Origin of the sequence: Fuscovulum blasticum DSM 2131 (genome assembly GCF_003034965.1) — a bacterium.
Classification (GTDB): domain Bacteria; phylum Pseudomonadota; class Alphaproteobacteria; order Rhodobacterales; family Rhodobacteraceae; genus Pseudogemmobacter; species Pseudogemmobacter blasticus.
Window position 1 is genome coordinate 82735 of record NZ_PZKE01000013.1, and the last position, 17334, is coordinate 100068.

Genomic DNA, 17334 nt, shown 5'->3' on the forward strand with positions numbered 1-17334 from the left:
GGCTCAGGGCCTTTCGGTCAGGGTCAGGGCGGCGCCTTGTCCGGGGGACAGGCGATACAGGCGGTCGGCGGTGACGGGCGTCCAGTCGGAAGCGGTGGCGTCGGGCCAGATCACCCGCAGCTCGGCGGTCTGCGCCGCGCCAAGGCCGAAATGCAGCGGCACGGCCTGGCCCGAGACATGGCCGCCGCCCACGGTGTTTTCCTGCGTCAGGACGCGCCCATCGGGCAGGCGCAGCTCCACGATGGCGCCGATGGCGCGGCTGTTGGCGCCCGGCGTGCGCAGGTCCAGCGCGATCCAGTGCCCGGCGTCGGCGGTGGTGTTCTGCCACAGTTCCAGCGGCGCGCGGCGGTTGACCACGACCAGATCCAGCTTGCCGTCGCGGTTCAGGTCGGCCAGCCCCGCCCCGCGCGACCGTTCGGTGGTGCCGATGCCCGTCACGCCGCCCTTTTCGGCAAAGCTGCCGTCAGGCTGGCGGATCAGCAGGTTGTTCGGGTCGTGGATGGCGTTCGAGGGCATCTGTTCCACATTGCCCTTGGCGATGAACAGATCGTCCCAACCGTCATTGTTCACATCGCCGAACTGGGCGTGCCAGCCGGTCGAGGGGCGGCCATCGTCGCCGGAATAGGGCGTGGTGGCGTAGCTGCCCATGGAATAGGGGGCGTTCTTCATCACGCCGCCGCCCTGGTTGATCTGCAACGGCTGGTCGCCCATCGAGGTGAGCACCACTTCGGGCAGGCCGTCGCCGGTGATGTCGCGGCTGGCGATGCCCATGCCCCACAGCCGCAGGGTGGGCCAGCCCTCGGCCTCGGTATATTCGGCCAGCGGCCGCAGATGCCACATCTGTTCGCGCCCGGCCCGGACGTAATACTGCCGGTCGTTCGAGATGCGCAGGTCGGGCGTGCCGTTGCGCTGCCAGTCCGAGATCAGCATCGACAGGGCGCAGAAGCCCGGTTCCAGCGCGACACGCGGCGCGAAGGCGCGGCCATCGGGGCGGTGCAGGAAGTTGCGGTCGCAGGCCTCGAACGGGCCGTCCGGGTTGGTGCGGTCAACATAATTGCCGAAAACAAGGGTGGGCCAGCTTTCGCCGGGTTCGAACGTGGCGGTGAAGGCGGTGGTCCATTCCTGCCCGCCGTCGAAATGCCATTCGGCCGGCGGGGGGGTGAACTTGCAATCCCCCGTGCCGCGCAGCAGCGCGTTGGTGCCGTCGCGCAGGACCACAAGGTCCAGCAGATCATCGCCGTCGATGTCCATCGGATAGGCGCCGGTCGTGCCGTCCAGCGGTGGAAGCTGGCCTTCGGCAAAGGTCAGTTCGCCCCCCGGTTTCGAGGTGTTGAGGAGCAGATGCGCCGGGGCGGCCCCGCCGGCGGCAAAAAGCTCGGGCAGGTCGTCGCCGTTGCAGTCGAAGACCGCGACACCGCCGCCGACATAATGGTTCCAGTCGCCTTCATAGCTGTGCTGCACCGGCAGGGCGGCGGCACGGTCGGCGAAGGACACTTCGGCCCCGACGGGCTGGCCTGCGGCCAGCGCGGCCAGCGCCAGCGGAAGGGTGAGATGGCGGCGGGGCGGGGGCGGCAATCCGGTCTCCTGGCAGCGGGGCTGAGACGCAGTGATAAGCGGGCCGGGGCGGGGGCGTCCACGAAATCCTTGGCTGCGGTGCAGCATGGCGACGGGCCGGGCGGGGCTGCGGGAATCGGGGGGCCGGTGCCGGGCTTGCCCGCGGGCCGGCGTGACCGTCTGATCGCGCGGGGAAAAATATTCTTCTCCTTCCGAAATCGCGGGCGGAAAGGGGTTCCAAAATTCGGGGTCCGCAGAACAGAAGGTGCGATTTCACCTTCTCAGGGCCTGAAAACCCGTGCTGGATGCGGCCAGAGGCCGGGGCGGATGCCGCCCCCGGCTGCAAGGAGCAATCGGATGACACGGATCTATGACGACAACTCGTTAAGCATCGGGCGCACGCCGCTGGTGCAGTTGAACCGGATCGGCGCCGGGACGGGCGCGCGGATTCTGGCCAAGATCGAAGGCCGCAACCCGGCCTATTCGGTGAAATGCCGGATCGGTGCCGCGATGATCTGGGATGCCGAGGAGCGGGGCCTGCTGGGGCCGGGGAAAGAGATCGTCGAGCCGACCTCGGGCAATACCGGCATCGCGCTGGCCTTCGTGGCGGCGGCGCGCGGCATCCCGATCACCCTGACCATGCCCGAGACGATGAGCCTCGAGCGGCGCAAGATCCTGCTGGCCTATGGCGCGAAACTGGTGCTGACCGAAGGCGCCAAGGGCATGAAGGGCGCCATCGCCAAGGCCGAGGAGATTGCCGCGAGCGACCCGAAATATGTGCTGCTGCAACAGTTCAAGAACCCGGCCAACCCGGCGATTCATGAACGCACCACCGGCCCGGAAATCTGGGAAGACACCGGCGGGGTGGTGGACATTCTGGTGGCGGGCGTGGGCACCGGCGGCACCATCACCGGCGTCTCGCGCCACATCAAGCAGACGCTGGGGCACAAGCTGACCTCGGTCGCGGTCGAGCCGGCGGAAAGCCCGGTGCTGACGCAAACCCGCGCGGGCGAGCCGGTCGCGCCGGGTCCGCACAAGATTCAGGGCATCGGGGCGGGGTTCGCGCCGGATGTGCTGGACCTGTCGCTGGTCGATGCCATCGAACAGGTGACCAGCGCCGAGGCCATGGCCACCGCGCTGCGGCTGGCCCGCGAAGAGGGGATTCTGGCCGGCATCTCTTGCGGGGCGGCCACGGCGGTGGCGCTGCGGCTGGCCGCGCGGCCCGAGAATGCGGGCAAGACCATCGTGGTGATCCTGCCGGATTCGGGCGAACGCTACCTGTCCTCGGCCCTGTTCGAAGGCGTGTTCGATGCCACGGGCACCCCGGCCTGACACAGAGGCCTGACACCGGGGCCAAGACGGCGAAACGACAAAGGCCCGGAGCGTGATGCTCCGGGCCTTTGGCTTTCGCGGCAGGGCCGCGGTGTCAGGGCAGCGTGCTGGCCTGCACCGGGGCGGTCGTGCCCACAAAGGCGCTGCGCGGCAGGGTGGTCAGCGCGATGGTGGCCCCCCAGGCCAGAACGAACAGCACAAGGCCGGCATATTCGGCGCGTCCGGGTCGGTTGCTGCGGAAAATTCGGTTCATCACAGGGCTCTTCGGGCAGGTTCGGGAAGTACGGGAAGGAAGACGGGTTCGCTGCGCTGGATCAGGTCGTCGCGCAGCGCCTTGCCTTCGGGCCAGGGGCCGAAGCCCGAAGCCACGTTGATATGCCCGGCCATGCCATAGTCGACCAGGTAGGCGCCCCAGCTATCGGCCAGTTGGCGGGCGCGGGAGAAGCTCATCCACGGGTCGTTGCGGCTGGCAACGATGGTGGCGGGAATGTCGAAGGGCTGTTCCGGCACCGGGCCGAAGCGACCGATGCGGTCGCTTCCCACCGGCTCGGCCGGGGCCACCAGCAGCGCGGCCCGCACCTTGAGCTGCGGCCAGCGGGCCAGGATGCGGGCGATCAGCACCGCCCCCAGCGAATGGCCGACCAGCACGCTGTCGGGGTGTTGCAGGATCATGCTGGCCAGCTCGACCTCCCACACCGACGGCAGGGGGCGGCCGGGGTCGGAGAGTTCGACCATCAGCGCGCGCGGGTCGGTGGCGGCCCACCAATGCTGCCAGTGCGGGGCGGGCGAACCGTCGAGGCCCGGAATGATCAGCGTCTTGGTCATGGCGGTCTCCTTTCGGGGCGACTCGGGTCCATGGAGTAAATCTAGCAAGTTAATCGTGATTATGGAGTCCAAAGATCGGGCCGGAAAGGGAAGGATGTTCTCGCGCGGCAGCATATCGCGGATCAGCGGTTGCGCGTGTCCACCGGATAGGCGGTGGTGAACTTCATCCGCTCCATCGCGAAATGCGAGGTGACGTTCTTGATCGGCACCGCATCGGTCAGGCGTTTGTAAAGCGTGTCGAAGGCCGCCATGTCGGGCACGGCGACGCGCAGCAGATAATCCATCTCGCCGGCCATGCGATAGACTTCCATCACCGAGGGCAGGGCGGCAACCGCCTTGGCAAAGGTCTCGCGCCATTCGGCGGAATGATCGGGCGCCTCGATCCCCATGAAGACGGTCAGCCCGAAACCAAGCCGGGCCGGATCGGCCAGGGCGACGCGGCCCGTCAGAACGCCGGCGGCTTCCAGTTTCTGGATGCGCTTCCAGCACGGGGTCTGCGACAGGCCCACCTTGTCGGCGATCTGGGCCACGGGAAGGGTGGCATCGCGCATGAGTTCGGCCACGATCTTGCGGTCGATCAGGTCAAGGTCGGTCATCCTGCATCTCCTGTCTTCGGTCCCTTGGCGGGGGTTGCGTCAGCATGGCAGGAATATTCTTATTGTCTATAGTCTTTATCGTGTATAATTTTCCATTGGAAACAGAAGGGATACAATCTCTTCTGTTGCAGGGCAGGGGGCGCGTCGGCGGGATGACGTGATTCTCGACATTGATTCCCGTGTTTGCGCGCCTTAGGTACGGTCCATGATCACGCAGAAGATGAAATATGCGCTGAAAGCCTTGCTGGCCCTGGCCGACGAAGCCGCCCGCGAGGCACCCGAACCGCTGACGATCGAAGAGATCGCGCGGCGGTCCGGCACGCCCAAGCGGTTTCTGGAACATATCCTTCTGGAAGTGCGCAATGCCGGCGTGATCGCCTCGACCCGGGGCCGGTCGGGCGGCTACAGCCTGATCAAGAAACCCTCGGAAGTGTCGATCTCTGATCTGCTGCGGCGGATTGATGGCCCGATCGCGCCCTTGCCCTGCCTGTCGCGGTCGGCCTACCAGCGCTGCGAGGACTGCACGGATGAGGCAAGCTGCCGTATCCGAAAGGTCTTTGCCGAAGTGTTCTGGTCCTACCTGCTGATCATCGACTCGCTGACCCTGGCCGACATGCTGCGGTCGGGCCAGACGGCGGCGCAGGTTCTGGGCGAATAACGCCCTGATTTTCTGAACATTCCCCCTGCAACCCTGCCGCGTGCCCCGCCGCGGCCGGTAGAATTTTCTTCTTAAATCACGACACATTTTGACGTGAATATTCCTTTGCAATACTCGACTGATCATGTCGTTATTAATTCATCGACGGGGCCTGATGCCCCGCCTTGAGCCCAAGGAGATGACGATGACCGCCGCCGCACCGCACCGCACCTTCCGCCTGGCCAGCACCGCCGCCGCGATGCCCATGCCTGCCGCCGACCTGCGCGTGACCTGCGCGGTGCGCCTGATCGACCGGCGCACCGGCCGGTCGCTGCGGGTCAACGGCAGCCCGCTGGTGCTGTTCACCCGCCGCCCCGACGAGGCGGTCGCCGAATTGCTGGAAGGCCGCGATCCCGCGGTCTGGGAGGCCCGGATCGAACCGCTGGGCCGGGAGGCGCGTCGATGACCGCACATCCCTTTCCCCTGATCTCTCTGCCGGACCTTGTGTCCGCGATCTTTCCCTTCTCTCGCCGCCGGCAAGACCCACAGGAGTTTCCCATGTTTGCAACCATCAAGATTGCCGGTGACGTGACGGCGCAGGGCGAACGGATCGCCGACCATGACGATGGCCGCGTGACCATTGCCGACGGTTCGCGCCGTCTGACCGGCTGGCCGGTGACGCGCGGCCTGAAAGGGGCGCTGTCGGCCCTGGCCCTGGCGCTGATCGGCTTCGGCAGCGCGCCGGCCCAGGCCGAAAGCCTGCTGAACGTCAGCTATGACCCGACGCGCGAACTTTATCGCGATTTCAACGAGGTGTTCGCGGAATGGTGGGTGGCGCAGGGCAATGAAGCCCCCGCCATCGAAACCTCGCACGGCGGATCGGGGGCGCAGGCGCGCGCCGTGATCGACGGGCTTGAGGCGCAGGTGGTCACGCTGGCGCTGGCGTCCGACATCGACAAGATCGCGGCGGCGGGCAAGCTGCCCGAGGACTGGCAGTCGAAACTGCCGCACAACTCCTCGCCCTATACCTCGACCATCGTGTTCCTGGTGCGCGAGGGCAATCCGAAGGGCCTGAAGGACTGGGGCGATCTGATCAACGACGGGGTTGAGGTGATCACCCCCAACCCCAAGACCAGCGGCGGCGCGCGCTGGAACTATCTGGCCGCCTGGGCCTGGGCCGAGAAGAACGGCAAGGACCCCAAGGAATTCCTGGGCGCGCTGTTCAAGCATGTGCCGGTGCTGGATACCGGGGCGCGCGGCTCGACCACGACCTTCGCACAGCGCGGCATCGGCGACGTGCTGCTGGCCTGGGAGAACGAGGCCTATCTGGCGCTGGCCGAACTGGGCGATGACCAGTTCGACATCGTGGTCCCCTCGGTCTCGGTCCTGGCCGAACCGCCGGTCGCGCTGGTCGAGTCCAATATCAAGAGCGACGGTCAGCGCAAGCTGGCGGAAGCCTACCTGAACTTCCTTTACAGCCCCGAAGGGCAGGCGCTGGCCTACAAGCACTTCTACCGTGCCTGGGATGCCTCGAAGGCCAACCCCGAGGACGTGGCCCGCTTCCCGAAGCTGGATCTGGTGACCATCGACGACCTGGGCGGCTGGAAGAAGGTGCAGCCCGAACATTTCGGGGACGGCGGGATCTTCGACCAGATCTATGTGGCAAAGTAAGGTGAACCGGATGGGCAGGCCCCTTCTGCAACGGTCCCCCATGCCCGGCCTTGGGCTGAGCATGGGGATCACCCTGACAATGCTGTCCATCGTTGTTCTTCTGCCGATCGGCGCCCTGCTTTTGCGGGGCGCCAGTTTCGGTCTGGGGAACATGTGGGAAGTCGTGAATCGTCCGCGGGTGTGGTCCGCGCTGTTCCTGTCGTTCCGCCTGTCGCTGTTGGCGGCGGTGTTCAATCTGGTGTTCGGCGTGCTTTTGGCCTGGGTTCTGGTGCGCTACCGCTTTCCGGGGCGGCGCATTCTGGATGCGGCGGTGGACCTGCCCTTCGCCCTGCCCACCGCGGTGGCGGGCATCGCGCTGACCGCGCTTTACGCCCCGAACGGCGCCTTCGGATCGCTGGCGCGCGAAGTCGGCGTGAAGATCGCCTATACGCAATGGGGCATCCTGATCGCGCTGATCTTCGTGGGCCTGCCCTTCGTGGCCCGAACCGTGCAGCCGGTGATCGAGGAGATCGAGCGCGAGGTCGAGGAGGCCAGCGCCACGCTGGGCGCCTCGCGGTTTTACACGCTGCGCCATGTCATCCTGCCGATGCTGGCGCCCGCCGCGCTGACCGGCTTTGCGCTGGCGCTGGCGCGGGCGGTGGGGGAATACGGCAGCGTGATCTTCATCGCCGGCAACATCCCCCTGCTGACCGAGATCGCCCCGCTGCTGATCGTCATCCAGTTGGAAGAGTTCAACTATGACGGCGCGGCGGCCATCGGCATTGCCATGCTGCTGATCAGCTTCGCCATGCTGCTGGCCATCAACCTGATCCAGATCTGGAGCCGGCGGAGGATCGGACATGTTTGATGCGGGTGTGAAACTTCCTGTTCCCGCCAAGGCGCCCCGGTTCCGCCCGGCCACGCAGGAAAGCCCGGCGGTGCGCTGGCTGCTGATCGGCATCGCCGTGCTGGGGCTGGCCGTGCTGGTGGTGGCCCCGCTGGCCGCCGTCTTCACCGAGGCGCTGGCCAAGGGCTGGGCCGCGGCGGTGACATCTCTGACCCACAAGGACGCGCGCGACGCGATCCGGCTGACGCTGCTGATCACGGCCATCGCCGTGCCGCTGAACGCGGTCTTCGGCATCGCGGCGGCCTGGTTCATCACCAAGTTCGATTTCCGCGGCAAGGCCTTCCTGATCACCCTGATCGACCTGCCGTTCTCGGTTTCGCCGGTGGTGGCGGGGCTGTGCCTTGTGCTGCTGTTCGGGGCCAATACGGCGCTGGGCGGCTGGCTGGTGGCGCAGGGCTACCCCATCATCTTTGCCCTGCCGGGCATTGCGCTGGCCACCATGTTCGTCACCTTTCCCTTCGTCGCGCGCGAACTGATCCCGGTGATGATCGAACAGGGGCGGGTCGAGGAAGAGGCGGCGCTGACGCTGGGCGCCAGCGGCTGGCGCATCTTCTGGACGGTGACGCTGCCGAACATCCGCTGGGCGCTGCTCTATGGCGTCTTGCTGTGCAACGCCCGCGCCATGGGCGAATTCGGCGCCGTCGCCGTGGTGTCGGGCAAGATCCGCGGCCAGACCGCGACCATGCCGATCACCATCGAGATGATGTACAACGAATATCTTTCGGTGGCGGCGTTTTCGCTGGCGGCGGTGCTGACGGCGCTGGCGCTGGTGACGCTGCTGCTGAAGACCGCGCTGGAAATCCGCCATGCAGATGCGCTTGCCGCCACCCACCGTCATTAAGAGGTATCCGATGCAGATCGAGATTGACGAGATTTCCAAGCAGTTCGGCATGACCGCGGCGCTGCACCCGGTCTCGCTGACCATTCCTTCGGGGGCGCTGGTGGCGCTCCTGGGGCCGTCCGGGTCGGGCAAGACCACGCTGCTGCGCATCCTGGGCGGGCTGGAATTTCCCACCTCGGGGCGGGTGCTGTTCGACGGGCAGGATGCCACCGGGCTGACGGTGCAGGAACGCCGGGCGGGCTTCGTCTTCCAGTCCTACGCGCTGTTCCGGCACATGACCGTGTTCGAGAACATCGCCTATGGCCTGAAGGCGCGGCCCCGCGCGACGCGCCCGCCCAAGGCGGAAATCGCGCGGCGGGTGGGCAAGCTGCTGGACCTGATCCAGTTGCCCGAAATCGGCGCGCGCTATCCGACGCAACTGTCGGGCGGCCAGCGGCAGCGGGTGGCGCTGGCCCGCGCGCTGGCGATCGAACCCCGGATGCTGCTGCTGGATGAACCCTTCGGGGCGCTGGATGCCAAGGTCCGCAAGGAGCTGCGCCAGGGCCTGCGCGACATTCACGATGAAACCGGGCTGACCACGGTGTTCGTGACGCATGACCAGGATGAGGCGATGGAACTGGCCGATCTGGTGGTGGTGATGTCGGGGTCCAGCACGGGCGGCCGGATCGAGCAGATCGGCAAGCCGGCCGACATCCGCGCCCGGCCCGCCAGCGCCTTCGTGCGCGACTTCATCAGCGCCTGACCTTCCACCCGCGCGCAGGCCGGTTTCCGGCGCGCGGGTTCTGCCGCGGGACGGCACTGTTCCGGATTGCGAAGGGCGAAAGGGCGTGCTTGACTGACCGCAGTTCAGGAACGAGTGCGCCCATGAAAACCTTTCTCAAGCTGTTTCCCCTTGTCGTTGTCGCCGCGCTTGCCGCGATCTGGTTCACCGTCGGGCCAAGCGTGCTCTATGGCGGGCCGAAGAAATCCGACATCATTGCCGTGACCCGCACGGTCATGGCCGCCACCGCCCCCGATGCCGCCCTGGCCGAGGCCGCAAAGGCGGCCACGGTCACGCCCGGGGGCCTGTGCAGCAAGAACAACGATGGCAGCTTTGCCTGCATGGTGGACGTGCAGATCGCCGGCGCCCCCGTCCAAAGCCTTGTCGCGGTGCTGAAGAAGGGCGCCGATGGTGTCTGGACAGCGGCTGACTAAGGCGGCCCTCTGTCTTGCCGGCGGGGCGGCGCTGCTGATCGCCGGCTATGTGCTGGGGGCGCTGGTCCCGCCCTGGCACGGCGCACCCTGCCACGCCCTGGGCGGCGCCCTCGAAATCCTGCCCGGCCCCGGCAAACCCACCGCCTGCGTCATCCCCTGGGACAGGCACTGACCGGCATCGCAATCTGCCAGGCCGGCCCCGCCCTGGGGGCGCCCGGCGGCTCGCCTGCCGCGCGGACCCTCAACCTCCCGGCGGGGTGCGCTGGATGATGCCGGTGGCGGCGGCGGCGGCCAGGGCTGTGACCAGCCAGCCAAGGTAGATCAGCGGCCAGCGCGCCCACCAAAGGGTGAAGCCCCAAAAGCCACGGTCTTTCGACGGTGACCAGGCGGCGGTCTGGCCGATGTCCACCACGGGTACCACGGCATCGACGCCCCAGGCGACGGGATTGAAACTTTCCCAGTCCAGCCCCGCGCCTTCGGTGCCGTTCCACACGGCGGCGGGGTTGGCGATGCAGCCGGGGGCGGGGCGGGGGATGCAGTCCTGCGCCATGATCTTCTGCCAGCTTTCGGAACTGACGATCAGGTCATTGTTCGGCGCCATCGAACCTTCGGTCCAGGCCGCGGCGGCCAGCCCGGCGGCCAGCACGGCCAGACCCGCGATCCACAGCAGGGCGCGGAACGGCGCATAGCCATAGCCGACCACCGCCCGCGCGGCGCTGTCCCACAGCCAGTCGAACCCGGCCAGCAGGTCGCCGCTGCCACCGCGCAGCCGCGCGGCCTTGCGGCGGGCAATGCCCTTGAGCCGGGCCTGTTCCTCCATGATGGCGCGGGCCTCGGCCTCATGCCCCATGCGGTGCAGCACGCTGGCGCATTGGCCATAGGGCTGCGGCAGGAAGCGGCCGTCCTTGGTGGCGGCGCAGGCCAGCCATTTCAGCCGGCTGTCGGCATCGGTGGGCGCGTCGCGGGTGATGCGGTCATAGGTGAAGCCGTCCAGATAGGTGCGGCCATCCCCGGGCCAGGAGGCAAGGTCATCGACCAGATCGCCGACCCGGGCCGAAGGCAGGTGCAGGGTGCCCGCCTCGACGGTGACGTTCTGCCAGAAGAACTCGGCCTCGACCTGCATCCGCTGGGCCGAAAGCGCCGGCCCGGCGGGGTTGGCCAGCCGGGCGCCGCCGAAATCAAGCTGGCCGCCGATGCGGGCGCCGGACAGGCGCAGCTCGCCCTGGGTCTGGAACGGCAGGTCGCCTTGCGCGCGCAGGATCACGTCGCCATCCACATGCGCGGCCTGCAGCGTCAGGGCAATGCCGCCGGGGTTGGCCAGCCGGGCCCCGTCGCAGGCCAGCTGGCCGCCGATCTCGGCCCCCGACAGCGAAACCTCGCCCTTCGAGACGAAAGCGGTGCCCGCGGTGGCCCGCAGATAGACCGAGGCGCCGATGCGCGCGCCCTGCGCCGTCAGGCCGGCGATCTGCGCGCCATGCAGCGCCAGTTGGCCGCCGATCCCGGCATTGGCAAAGGACAGCCGGCCGGTGGCGGTGATGCCCAGCAGGAAGGCCGATCCGGCGATCTCGGCCCCTTCGGCATTGAGGCCGGGCATCCGGCTGCCCGACAGCACAAGCTGGGCAAAGCGGGTGCGGCGGGCGGCGATGGTCTCGGTAAAGGCGCAAAGCCGCAGGTCGGTTTCGCCGCGCGTGTCACAGAAGGACAGGACCAGCGGCCCCTCGATCACCGCGCCGATCAGGCGGATGCCCTGCGGCGCGACAGGGGCAAGGTCAGACCCGCCGCACAGCAGATGCGCCAGCAGGCCCGCACGGATGCGGGGCGCGGCGGGATCGGCCGGGTCGGGGCAGGCGGTGCCAAGCTGGCACAGCGTGCCGGCGGCGGCATGGGCCAGCAAGGCGCGTTCGGCCTGCGACGGGCCGTCGGCAAGGCAGGCGGCAATGTCAAAGGGCGCAGGCGCGGCGGTCATGGTGGCCGCGACTATGGCAATGGCGGGGGGCGGCGCGCAAGGGCGCTGTGAGGGGTGCGAATTCCGTGTCAGGGCGTGTGGCTGCCCTTGCGTGCAGGGGCAGGGGGGGCTAGGAAGCCCGCGGTTTCCGAAACGGGCCTTGGGAGGGTTTCCATGCCGCTTCTGGTAATGAAATTCGGCGGCACTTCTGTGGCCGACCTTGCCCGCATCGAGAATGCGGCGAAGAAGGTGCAGGCCGAGGTCGAGCGCGGCTATGACGTGATCGTCATCGTCAGCGCCATGTCGGGCAAGACCAATGAACTGGTGGGTTGGGTCGAACAGACCTCGAAACTGTATGACGCCCGCGAATATGATGCCGTCGTCGCCAGCGGTGAAAACGTGACGGCCGGCCTCATGGCGCTGCGGTTGCAGGAAATGGGCGTGCCCGCGCGAAGCTGGCAGGGCTGGCAGGTGCCGATCAACACCACCAGCGCCCATGGCAGCGCGCGGTTCATCGACATTCCGCGCGACAATATCGACGCCAAGTTCGCCGAAGGCTTCAAGGTGGCCGTGGTTGCCGGGTTCCAGGGTCTGTCGGCCGAAGGCCGCATCACCACGCTGGGCCGCGGCGGCAGCGACACCACGGCGGTGGCCTTCGCCGCCGCCTTCGGCGCGGAACGCTGCGACATCTATACCGACGTGGACGGCGTCTATACGACCGATCCCCGCGTCAGCCCCAAGGCGCGCAAGCTGGACAAGATCGCGTTTGAGGAAATGCTGGAACTGGCCAGCCTTGGCGCCAAGGTGCTGCAGACCCGCAGCGTGGAACTGGCGATGCGCTACAAGGTGCGGCTGCGCGTGCTGTCATCCTTCGACGACAGCGAAAACAACGGAACCCTGGTCTGCGACGAGGAGGAAATCATGGAATCGAAAGTTGTGTCGGGCGTGGCCTTCAGCCGTGACGAAGCCAAGATGACCCTTGTCAGCGTCGAAGACCGGCCCGGCGTTGCCAGCGCCATCTTCGGCCCCCTGGCCGAAGCCGGTGTCAACGTGGACATGATCGTCCAGAACATCAGCGAAAAGAACTATGGCACCCATACCGGGGCCGTCACCGACATGACCTTCTCGGTGCCGGTGAACCAGGTGGCCCGCGCCCAGAAGGCGATGAAGGATGCGCTGGACGCCGGGATCGTCAAGTATGACGAACTGCTGACCGACACCGATGTCGCCAAGGTCTCGGTCGTGGGCATCGGAATGCGCAGCCAGGTGGGCGTTGCGGCCAAGATGTTCGCGGCCCTTGCGGCGGAAAACGTGAACATCAAGGTCATCGCCACCAGCGAGATCAAGATTTCCGTCCTGATCGACCGCAAGTACATGGAACTGGCGGTGCAGGCGCTGCACGACGCGTTCGAGCTGGAAAAGGCCTGACACCACCCCGCTCTGCCGCTGCGACGCTGTTGACAGGCGCCCCGGCGGCAGGCGATCACCCCAGGGTGAGCGGCGCCCCCGGTTGGGACGGGCGCGCCGCAGGGTAGGGGGTTGTCGCATGGGTGGTCTGGCAAGACATGCCGCGGCGCTGGGGGCGCTGTCGGCGGTGATCACGGCACTGGCCGCCGTGCTGGCGCTGATCATCATCCCGTGGCAACTGGCGGCCACAGACCGCATCCAGCGCGGCCAGACCGCGCGCGAGATCTATCGCGAATTCCTGGCGCTGACCGTGAACAAGCCCGAACTGGCCGTGGCCGACTGGTGCGCCATCCGCGACAGCCGCGATGGCGCGGCCTATGAGGCCTATGTCGATTTCCTGCTGTATACCGCCGAACAGGCGCTGGACACCGGCCCGGATTGGGAAGCCCCGATGCGCGAACATCTGGCCGATCACCTGCCGTTCCTGTGCAGCCGGCCGGACCTGACGCAGTTTTCCGATCCGCTTGCCGCGCTGCTGACCGGATTGCGCAAGGGCTGCAAGGCGGTGCCCACCTGCCCGGACCCCTTGTAAGAGGCCGCCATGATCCGCCGCAGAGCGTTTCTTGCCACCGCCCTGGCCGCCCCGCTGATCGCCCGAACCGCGCGGGCCGACGCGGCCCCGGTGGTGGTGATCGGGGCGGGTCTGGCCGGGCTTTCGGCGGCGCAGGCGCTGCGGGCGCGCGGGATCGCGACGGTGGTGCTGGAAGCGCGCGACCGCATCGGCGGGCGCATCCACACCTCGCGCCTCTGGCCCGACCTGCCGATGGACCTGGGCGCAAGCTGGATTCACGGAACCGACGGCAATCCGCTGACAGACCTGGCCCGCATGGCGGGGGCGAAGCTGCTGCCCACCAGCTATGACGCGGCGCTGACCCTGGGGCCGGACGGCGCGGAGGAAGAGATCGACCTCGGGCAGGCCGAGCGATTGCTGACCCGGGCCTTGCGCGGGGCCGAGGCGGCAGAGACGGATCGTTCGGTCTGGCAGGCGGTGACCGAAAGCGCCGATTGGGCCAGCGCCCCCGCCGGGGAACGCCGGCTGGTGCAGCATCTGGTCAATTCCACGCTGGAACAGGAATACGGCGGCAGCGCGCAGCGCCTGTCGGCCTGGCATGGCCAGGACGGGGCCGAATTCGACGGCGAGGACGCGCTGTTCCCGCAGGGCTATGACCAGATCACCGCCCATCTGGCGCGGGGGCTGGACATCCGGCTGTCGCATCCGGTGGCGGCCGTCGCGCCTGGCCGGGTGACGCTGGCCGACGGACGCGAGATCGCGGCGGGGCGCATCATCGTGTCGGTGCCGCTGGGGCTCTTGCGGTCAGGGCGCCTTGCCTTTGGCGAATCACTGGACAGCGCGCGGCAGGCGGCGATCGACCGGCTGGAAATGGGCCTTCTGAACAAGGCATGGCTGCGCTTCGACCGGATCGCCTGGCCGGGCGATGTGGACTGGATCGAATGGCTGGGGCCGCAGCCGGGGCTTTGGGCCGAATGGGTTTCGCTGGCGCGCGGGCTGGAGCAGCCCGTCCTTCTGGGCTTCAACGCCGCCGATGCCGCGCAAGAGGTGGAGCGGCTGGACGACCGGGCCACCGCCGCCGCCGCGCATGACGCCTTGCGCGCCATGTTCGGCAGCGCCTTTCCGCAGCCGGTTGCGGCGCAGGTCACCCGCTGGTCGCGCGACCCCTGGACGCTGGGCAGCTACAGCTTCAATCCGGTTGGCCTTGTGCCGGGCCAGCGGCAGGCGCTGGCGGGCGCCGATTGGGACGGCGCGCTGTGGTTCTGCGGCGAGGCCTGTGAAGAGCGTTATTTCGGCACGGCCCATGGCGCGGTGCTCAGCGGCCGCGCCGTTGCCGCGGCACTGGCCGCGCCCTGAGACGGTTCGCACAGCGCCCCCAAGGGCGCGCGTCTGCCTGCAACGCAGGCAGTCCGCCCGCCGAAGCGCCCCTGCGGCGGCGGTGCCCTCTCGCCAAGGGGGCACGGCTTTTCTATAGAGAAGGCAAGGGGGACCCATGCCTATGCCCGAACGCACAGAAAGCGAGAGCCGCAAATTGCTGCGCCGTCTGCGGGACGTGCTGGCGGTTCCGGGCAAGGGCCAGGACAGGCTGGACAGCATCACCCACCTGATCGCCGATTCGATGGGCACCGAGGTTTGCTCGATCTACCTGTTCCGCGATCCTGAAACGCTGGAACTTTGCGCCACCGAAGGGCTGAAGAAGGAAGCCGTCCACCAGACCCGGATGAAGCTGGGCGAGGGGCTTGTCGGCCGCGTGGCGCGCAGCGGGGTTCCGGTGAACACGGCCGATGCGCCGGGAGAAAAGGGTTTCCGCTACATGCCCGAGACGGGCGAGGAAATCTTCTCCAGCTTCCTGGGGGTGCCGATCCAGCGCGTTGGTGAAAAGCTGGGCGTTCTGGTCGTGCAGTCGAAAGAGGCGCGCGGCTTTTCGGAAGACGAGGTCTATGCCGTCGAGGTCGTGGCCATGGTGCTGGCCGAGATGACGGAACTGGGGGCCTTCATCGGCGATGACGGCGCGATGAAGGCGCTGCACCGCCAGCCGGTGATGTTCCGCGGCACCCAAGGCCAGGAAGGCGCGGCCGAAGGCCGGGTCTGGCTGCATGAGCCGCGGGTGGTGGTGACCAACCCGGTGGCCGACGATCCGCTGACCGAGATCGACCGCATCCGCGCCGCCGTGGGCGAATTGCGGGTGTCGATCGACGATCTGCTGGGCGCCGAGGAACTGGACAAGGACCAGAAGCAGGTTCTGGAAGCCTATCGCATGTTCGCCCATTCGCGCGGCTGGCTGCGCCGGATGGAGGAAGACATCATGCGCGGCCTGTCGGCCGAGGCGGCGGTGGAAAAGGAACAGTCGGCGGCCCGGACGCGGATGGAACAGGTGCCCGACGCCTACTTGCGCGAACGGTTGCACGATCTGGACGACCTGTCGAACCGGCTGCTGCGCATCCTGACCGGGCAGGGCAAGGACACCGGCGCCGAGATGCCGGAAAACCCGGTCCTTGTCGCGCGCAACATCGGCCCGGCAGAGCTGCTGGAATACGGCCGCAAGCTGCGTGGCGTGGTGCTGCAGGAAGGCAGCGTCGGCAGCCATGCCGCCATCGTCGCCCGCGCGCTGGCCATTCCGCTGGTCATCCATGCCGACCGCATCACTGCCGAGGCGCTGAACGGCGACCAGATCCTTGTCGATGGCGATCAGGGCATCGTCCACCTGCGCCCCGAGGAAACCGTTGCCCGCGCCTTTCGCGACAAGATCGCCATGCAGGCCGAGGCGCAGAAACGCTATGCCAGTCTGCGCGGCCTGCCCGCCGAAGACACCGCCGGCACCTGCATCCGGCTGGACATGAATGCCGGGCTGATGGCCGATCTGCCCAGCCTTGAAAGCTCGGGCGCGGCGGGGGTGGGGCTGTTCCGCACCGAGTTGCAGTTCCTGATCCGCAACAAGATGCCCAAGCGGGCCGAGCTGGCCTCGCTCTACACGCGGGTGATGGATGCCGCACAGGGCCAGCGCGTGGTGTTCCGCACCCTCGACATCGGGTCGGACAAGGTGCTGACCTACATGAAGCCGAATGACGAGCCGAACCCCGCGATGGGCTGGCGCGCAATCCGGGTGGGCCTGGACAAGCCGGGCGTGCTGCGGATGCAGGTGCAGGCGCTGATCCGCGCGGCGGCGGGGCGGCCGCTGTCGATCATGTTCCCCTTCGTGGCCGAACATGCCGAATTCGCCGAGGCCCGCAGCCATGTGCTGCGCGAATTGCACCGAGAACGGTCGCTGGGCCATGTCGCGCCCGAACGGCTGGAAATCGGCGCGATGTGCGAGACGCCCTCGCTGGCCTTCGCCCCGCGGGCGTTTTTCGAACTTGCCGATTTCATCTCGGTCGGGGGCAATGACCTCAAGCAGTTCTTCTTTGCCGCCGACCGCGAGAATGAACGGGTGCGGCGGCGCTATGACACGCTGAACCTGAGCTTCCTGGGCTTTCTGGAAGGCATCGTCGCCCGGGCGGCCGAAACGGGAACGCCGCTCTCCTTCTGCGGGGAAGATGCCGGGCGCCCGGTGGAAGCGGTGGCGCTGGCGGCGCTGGGCTTCCGCACACTGTCGATGCGGCCGGCCTCGATCGGGCCGGTCAAGGCGCTGATCCGGCGGGTGAATCTGGCCGAAGCGAAGGCGGTGATCGACACCGCCCGCGCCAACGGGGCCGAAACCGCAAGACCCCGCCCTGCTGGACTGGCTGGCGCGGCAGACTGGCTGATCCCGGGGGGCGAAGGCCGGGCAAGCGGGGGCGCTGCCCCCGCACCCCCGGGGTATTTGGACCGAGTTGAAGGGGCAAAGGCCGGCCCTGATGTCATCTGTCCTGAAATATCCCCGCCGGAGGCAAACGCCC

General features: G+C 67.8%; 17 protein-coding genes and 1 pseudogene. 13 read left to right on the forward strand and 5 right to left on the reverse strand.

Going from position 1 to position 17334, the window contains the following annotated elements:
* Positions 1-3: 3 nt before the first annotated feature.
* Positions 4-1575, reverse strand: coding sequence for a CRTAC1 family protein (locus tag C5F44_RS13555; protein WP_235822630.1), 1572 nt, complete (start codon positions 1573-1575; stop codon positions 4-6).
* Between the two features lie 336 nt (positions 1576-1911).
* Between C5F44_RS13555 and cysK the strand changes: the two genes are divergently transcribed.
* Complete coding sequence (cysK, locus tag C5F44_RS13560; protein WP_107674076.1) at positions 1912-2886, forward strand: cysteine synthase A; 975 nt, start codon at positions 1912-1914, stop codon at positions 2884-2886.
* A 94-nt stretch (positions 2887-2980) separates the two neighbouring features.
* Here the strand turns inward: cysK and C5F44_RS18025 are convergent, their stop codons facing one another.
* From C5F44_RS18025 to C5F44_RS13570, 3 genes are all read right to left on the reverse strand, one after another.
* Positions 2981-3139 (reverse strand): hypothetical protein, encoded by a 159-nt coding sequence (locus C5F44_RS18025; RefSeq protein ID WP_181318269.1) that lies wholly within the window; start codon positions 3137-3139, stop codon positions 2981-2983.
* Entirely contained in the window at positions 3139-3711 is a 573-nt protein-coding gene (locus C5F44_RS13565; RefSeq protein WP_107674077.1) for an RBBP9/YdeN family alpha/beta hydrolase, read from the reverse strand. The genes C5F44_RS18025 and C5F44_RS13565 overlap by 1 nt, the downstream gene beginning before the upstream one ends.
* Positions 3712-3833: 122 nt before the next feature.
* Complete coding sequence (locus C5F44_RS13570) at positions 3834-4307, reverse strand: Lrp/AsnC family transcriptional regulator (protein WP_107674078.1); 474 nt, start codon at positions 4305-4307, stop codon at positions 3834-3836.
* 205 nt (positions 4308-4512) lie between these two features.
* On the opposite strand from C5F44_RS13570, the gene C5F44_RS13575 reads away from it, so the two are divergent.
* The 8 genes from C5F44_RS13575 (at position 4513) to C5F44_RS17855 (ending at position 9708) form a co-directional block, all read left to right on the forward strand.
* Positions 4513-4965 carry an Rrf2 family transcriptional regulator gene (locus tag C5F44_RS13575; protein ID WP_107674079.1) on the forward strand — a complete coding sequence of 151 codons (453 nt, stop codon included), beginning with the start codon at positions 4513-4515 and terminating at the stop codon, positions 4963-4965.
* A 184-nt stretch (positions 4966-5149) separates the two neighbouring features.
* Positions 5150-5410, forward strand: a complete 261-nt coding sequence (locus C5F44_RS13580) for a spore germination protein (protein ID WP_146161952.1) — start codon at positions 5150-5152, stop codon at positions 5408-5410.
* A gap of 92 nt (positions 5411-5502) precedes the next feature.
* Positions 5503-6615, forward strand: coding sequence for a sulfate ABC transporter substrate-binding protein (locus C5F44_RS13585; protein ID WP_107674081.1), 1113 nt, complete (start codon positions 5503-5505; stop codon positions 6613-6615).
* A gap of 10 nt (positions 6616-6625) precedes the next feature.
* Positions 6626-7462, forward strand: a complete 837-nt coding sequence (gene cysT, locus C5F44_RS13590; RefSeq protein WP_107674082.1) for a sulfate ABC transporter permease subunit CysT — start codon at positions 6626-6628, stop codon at positions 7460-7462.
* Entirely contained in the window at positions 7455-8342 is an 888-nt protein-coding gene (gene cysW, locus C5F44_RS13595) for a sulfate ABC transporter permease subunit CysW (RefSeq protein ID WP_107674083.1), read from the forward strand. The genes cysT and cysW overlap by 8 nt, the downstream gene beginning before the upstream one ends.
* A gap of 10 nt (positions 8343-8352) precedes the next feature.
* Complete coding sequence (locus C5F44_RS13600; RefSeq protein ID WP_107674084.1) at positions 8353-9084, forward strand: sulfate/molybdate ABC transporter ATP-binding protein; 732 nt, start codon at positions 8353-8355, stop codon at positions 9082-9084.
* A 122-nt stretch (positions 9085-9206) separates the two neighbouring features.
* The gene (locus C5F44_RS13605) at positions 9207-9536 is read left to right on the forward strand and encodes a hypothetical protein (protein WP_107674085.1); all 330 of its coding nucleotides are present in this window, start codon (positions 9207-9209) and stop codon (positions 9534-9536) included.
* Positions 9511-9708, forward strand: a complete 198-nt coding sequence (locus C5F44_RS17855; protein ID WP_146161953.1) for a hypothetical protein — start codon at positions 9511-9513, stop codon at positions 9706-9708. The genes C5F44_RS13605 and C5F44_RS17855 overlap by 26 nt, the downstream gene beginning before the upstream one ends.
* A gap of 69 nt (positions 9709-9777) precedes the next feature.
* Here the strand turns inward: C5F44_RS17855 and C5F44_RS13610 are convergent, their stop codons facing one another.
* Positions 9778-11502 carry a hypothetical protein gene (locus C5F44_RS13610; protein ID WP_107674086.1) on the reverse strand — a complete coding sequence of 575 codons (1725 nt, stop codon included), beginning with the start codon at positions 11500-11502 and terminating at the stop codon, positions 9778-9780.
* Positions 11503-11655: 153 nt separating this feature from the next.
* Here C5F44_RS13610 and C5F44_RS13615 point away from each other — a divergent pair, with 153 nt between their 5' ends.
* The 4 genes and pseudogenes from C5F44_RS13615 to ptsP all read left to right on the forward strand — a co-directional run bounded on the left by C5F44_RS13615 (position 11656) and on the right by ptsP (position 17202).
* Positions 11656-12909, forward strand: a complete 1254-nt coding sequence (locus tag C5F44_RS13615; protein WP_107674087.1) for an aspartate kinase — start codon at positions 11656-11658, stop codon at positions 12907-12909.
* 118 nt (positions 12910-13027) lie between these two features.
* The gene (locus C5F44_RS13620; protein WP_107674088.1) at positions 13028-13480 is read left to right on the forward strand and encodes a hypothetical protein; all 453 of its coding nucleotides are present in this window, start codon (positions 13028-13030) and stop codon (positions 13478-13480) included.
* A gap of 9 nt (positions 13481-13489) precedes the next feature.
* On the forward strand, positions 13490-14815 hold the full coding sequence (locus C5F44_RS13625; RefSeq protein ID WP_107674089.1) for a flavin monoamine oxidase family protein: 1326 nt from the start codon (positions 13490-13492) through the stop codon (positions 14813-14815).
* Between the two features lie 142 nt (positions 14816-14957).
* Positions 14958-17202: pseudogene (gene ptsP, locus C5F44_RS13630) on the forward strand (phosphoenolpyruvate--protein phosphotransferase).
* Positions 17203-17334 lie beyond the last annotated feature (132 nt).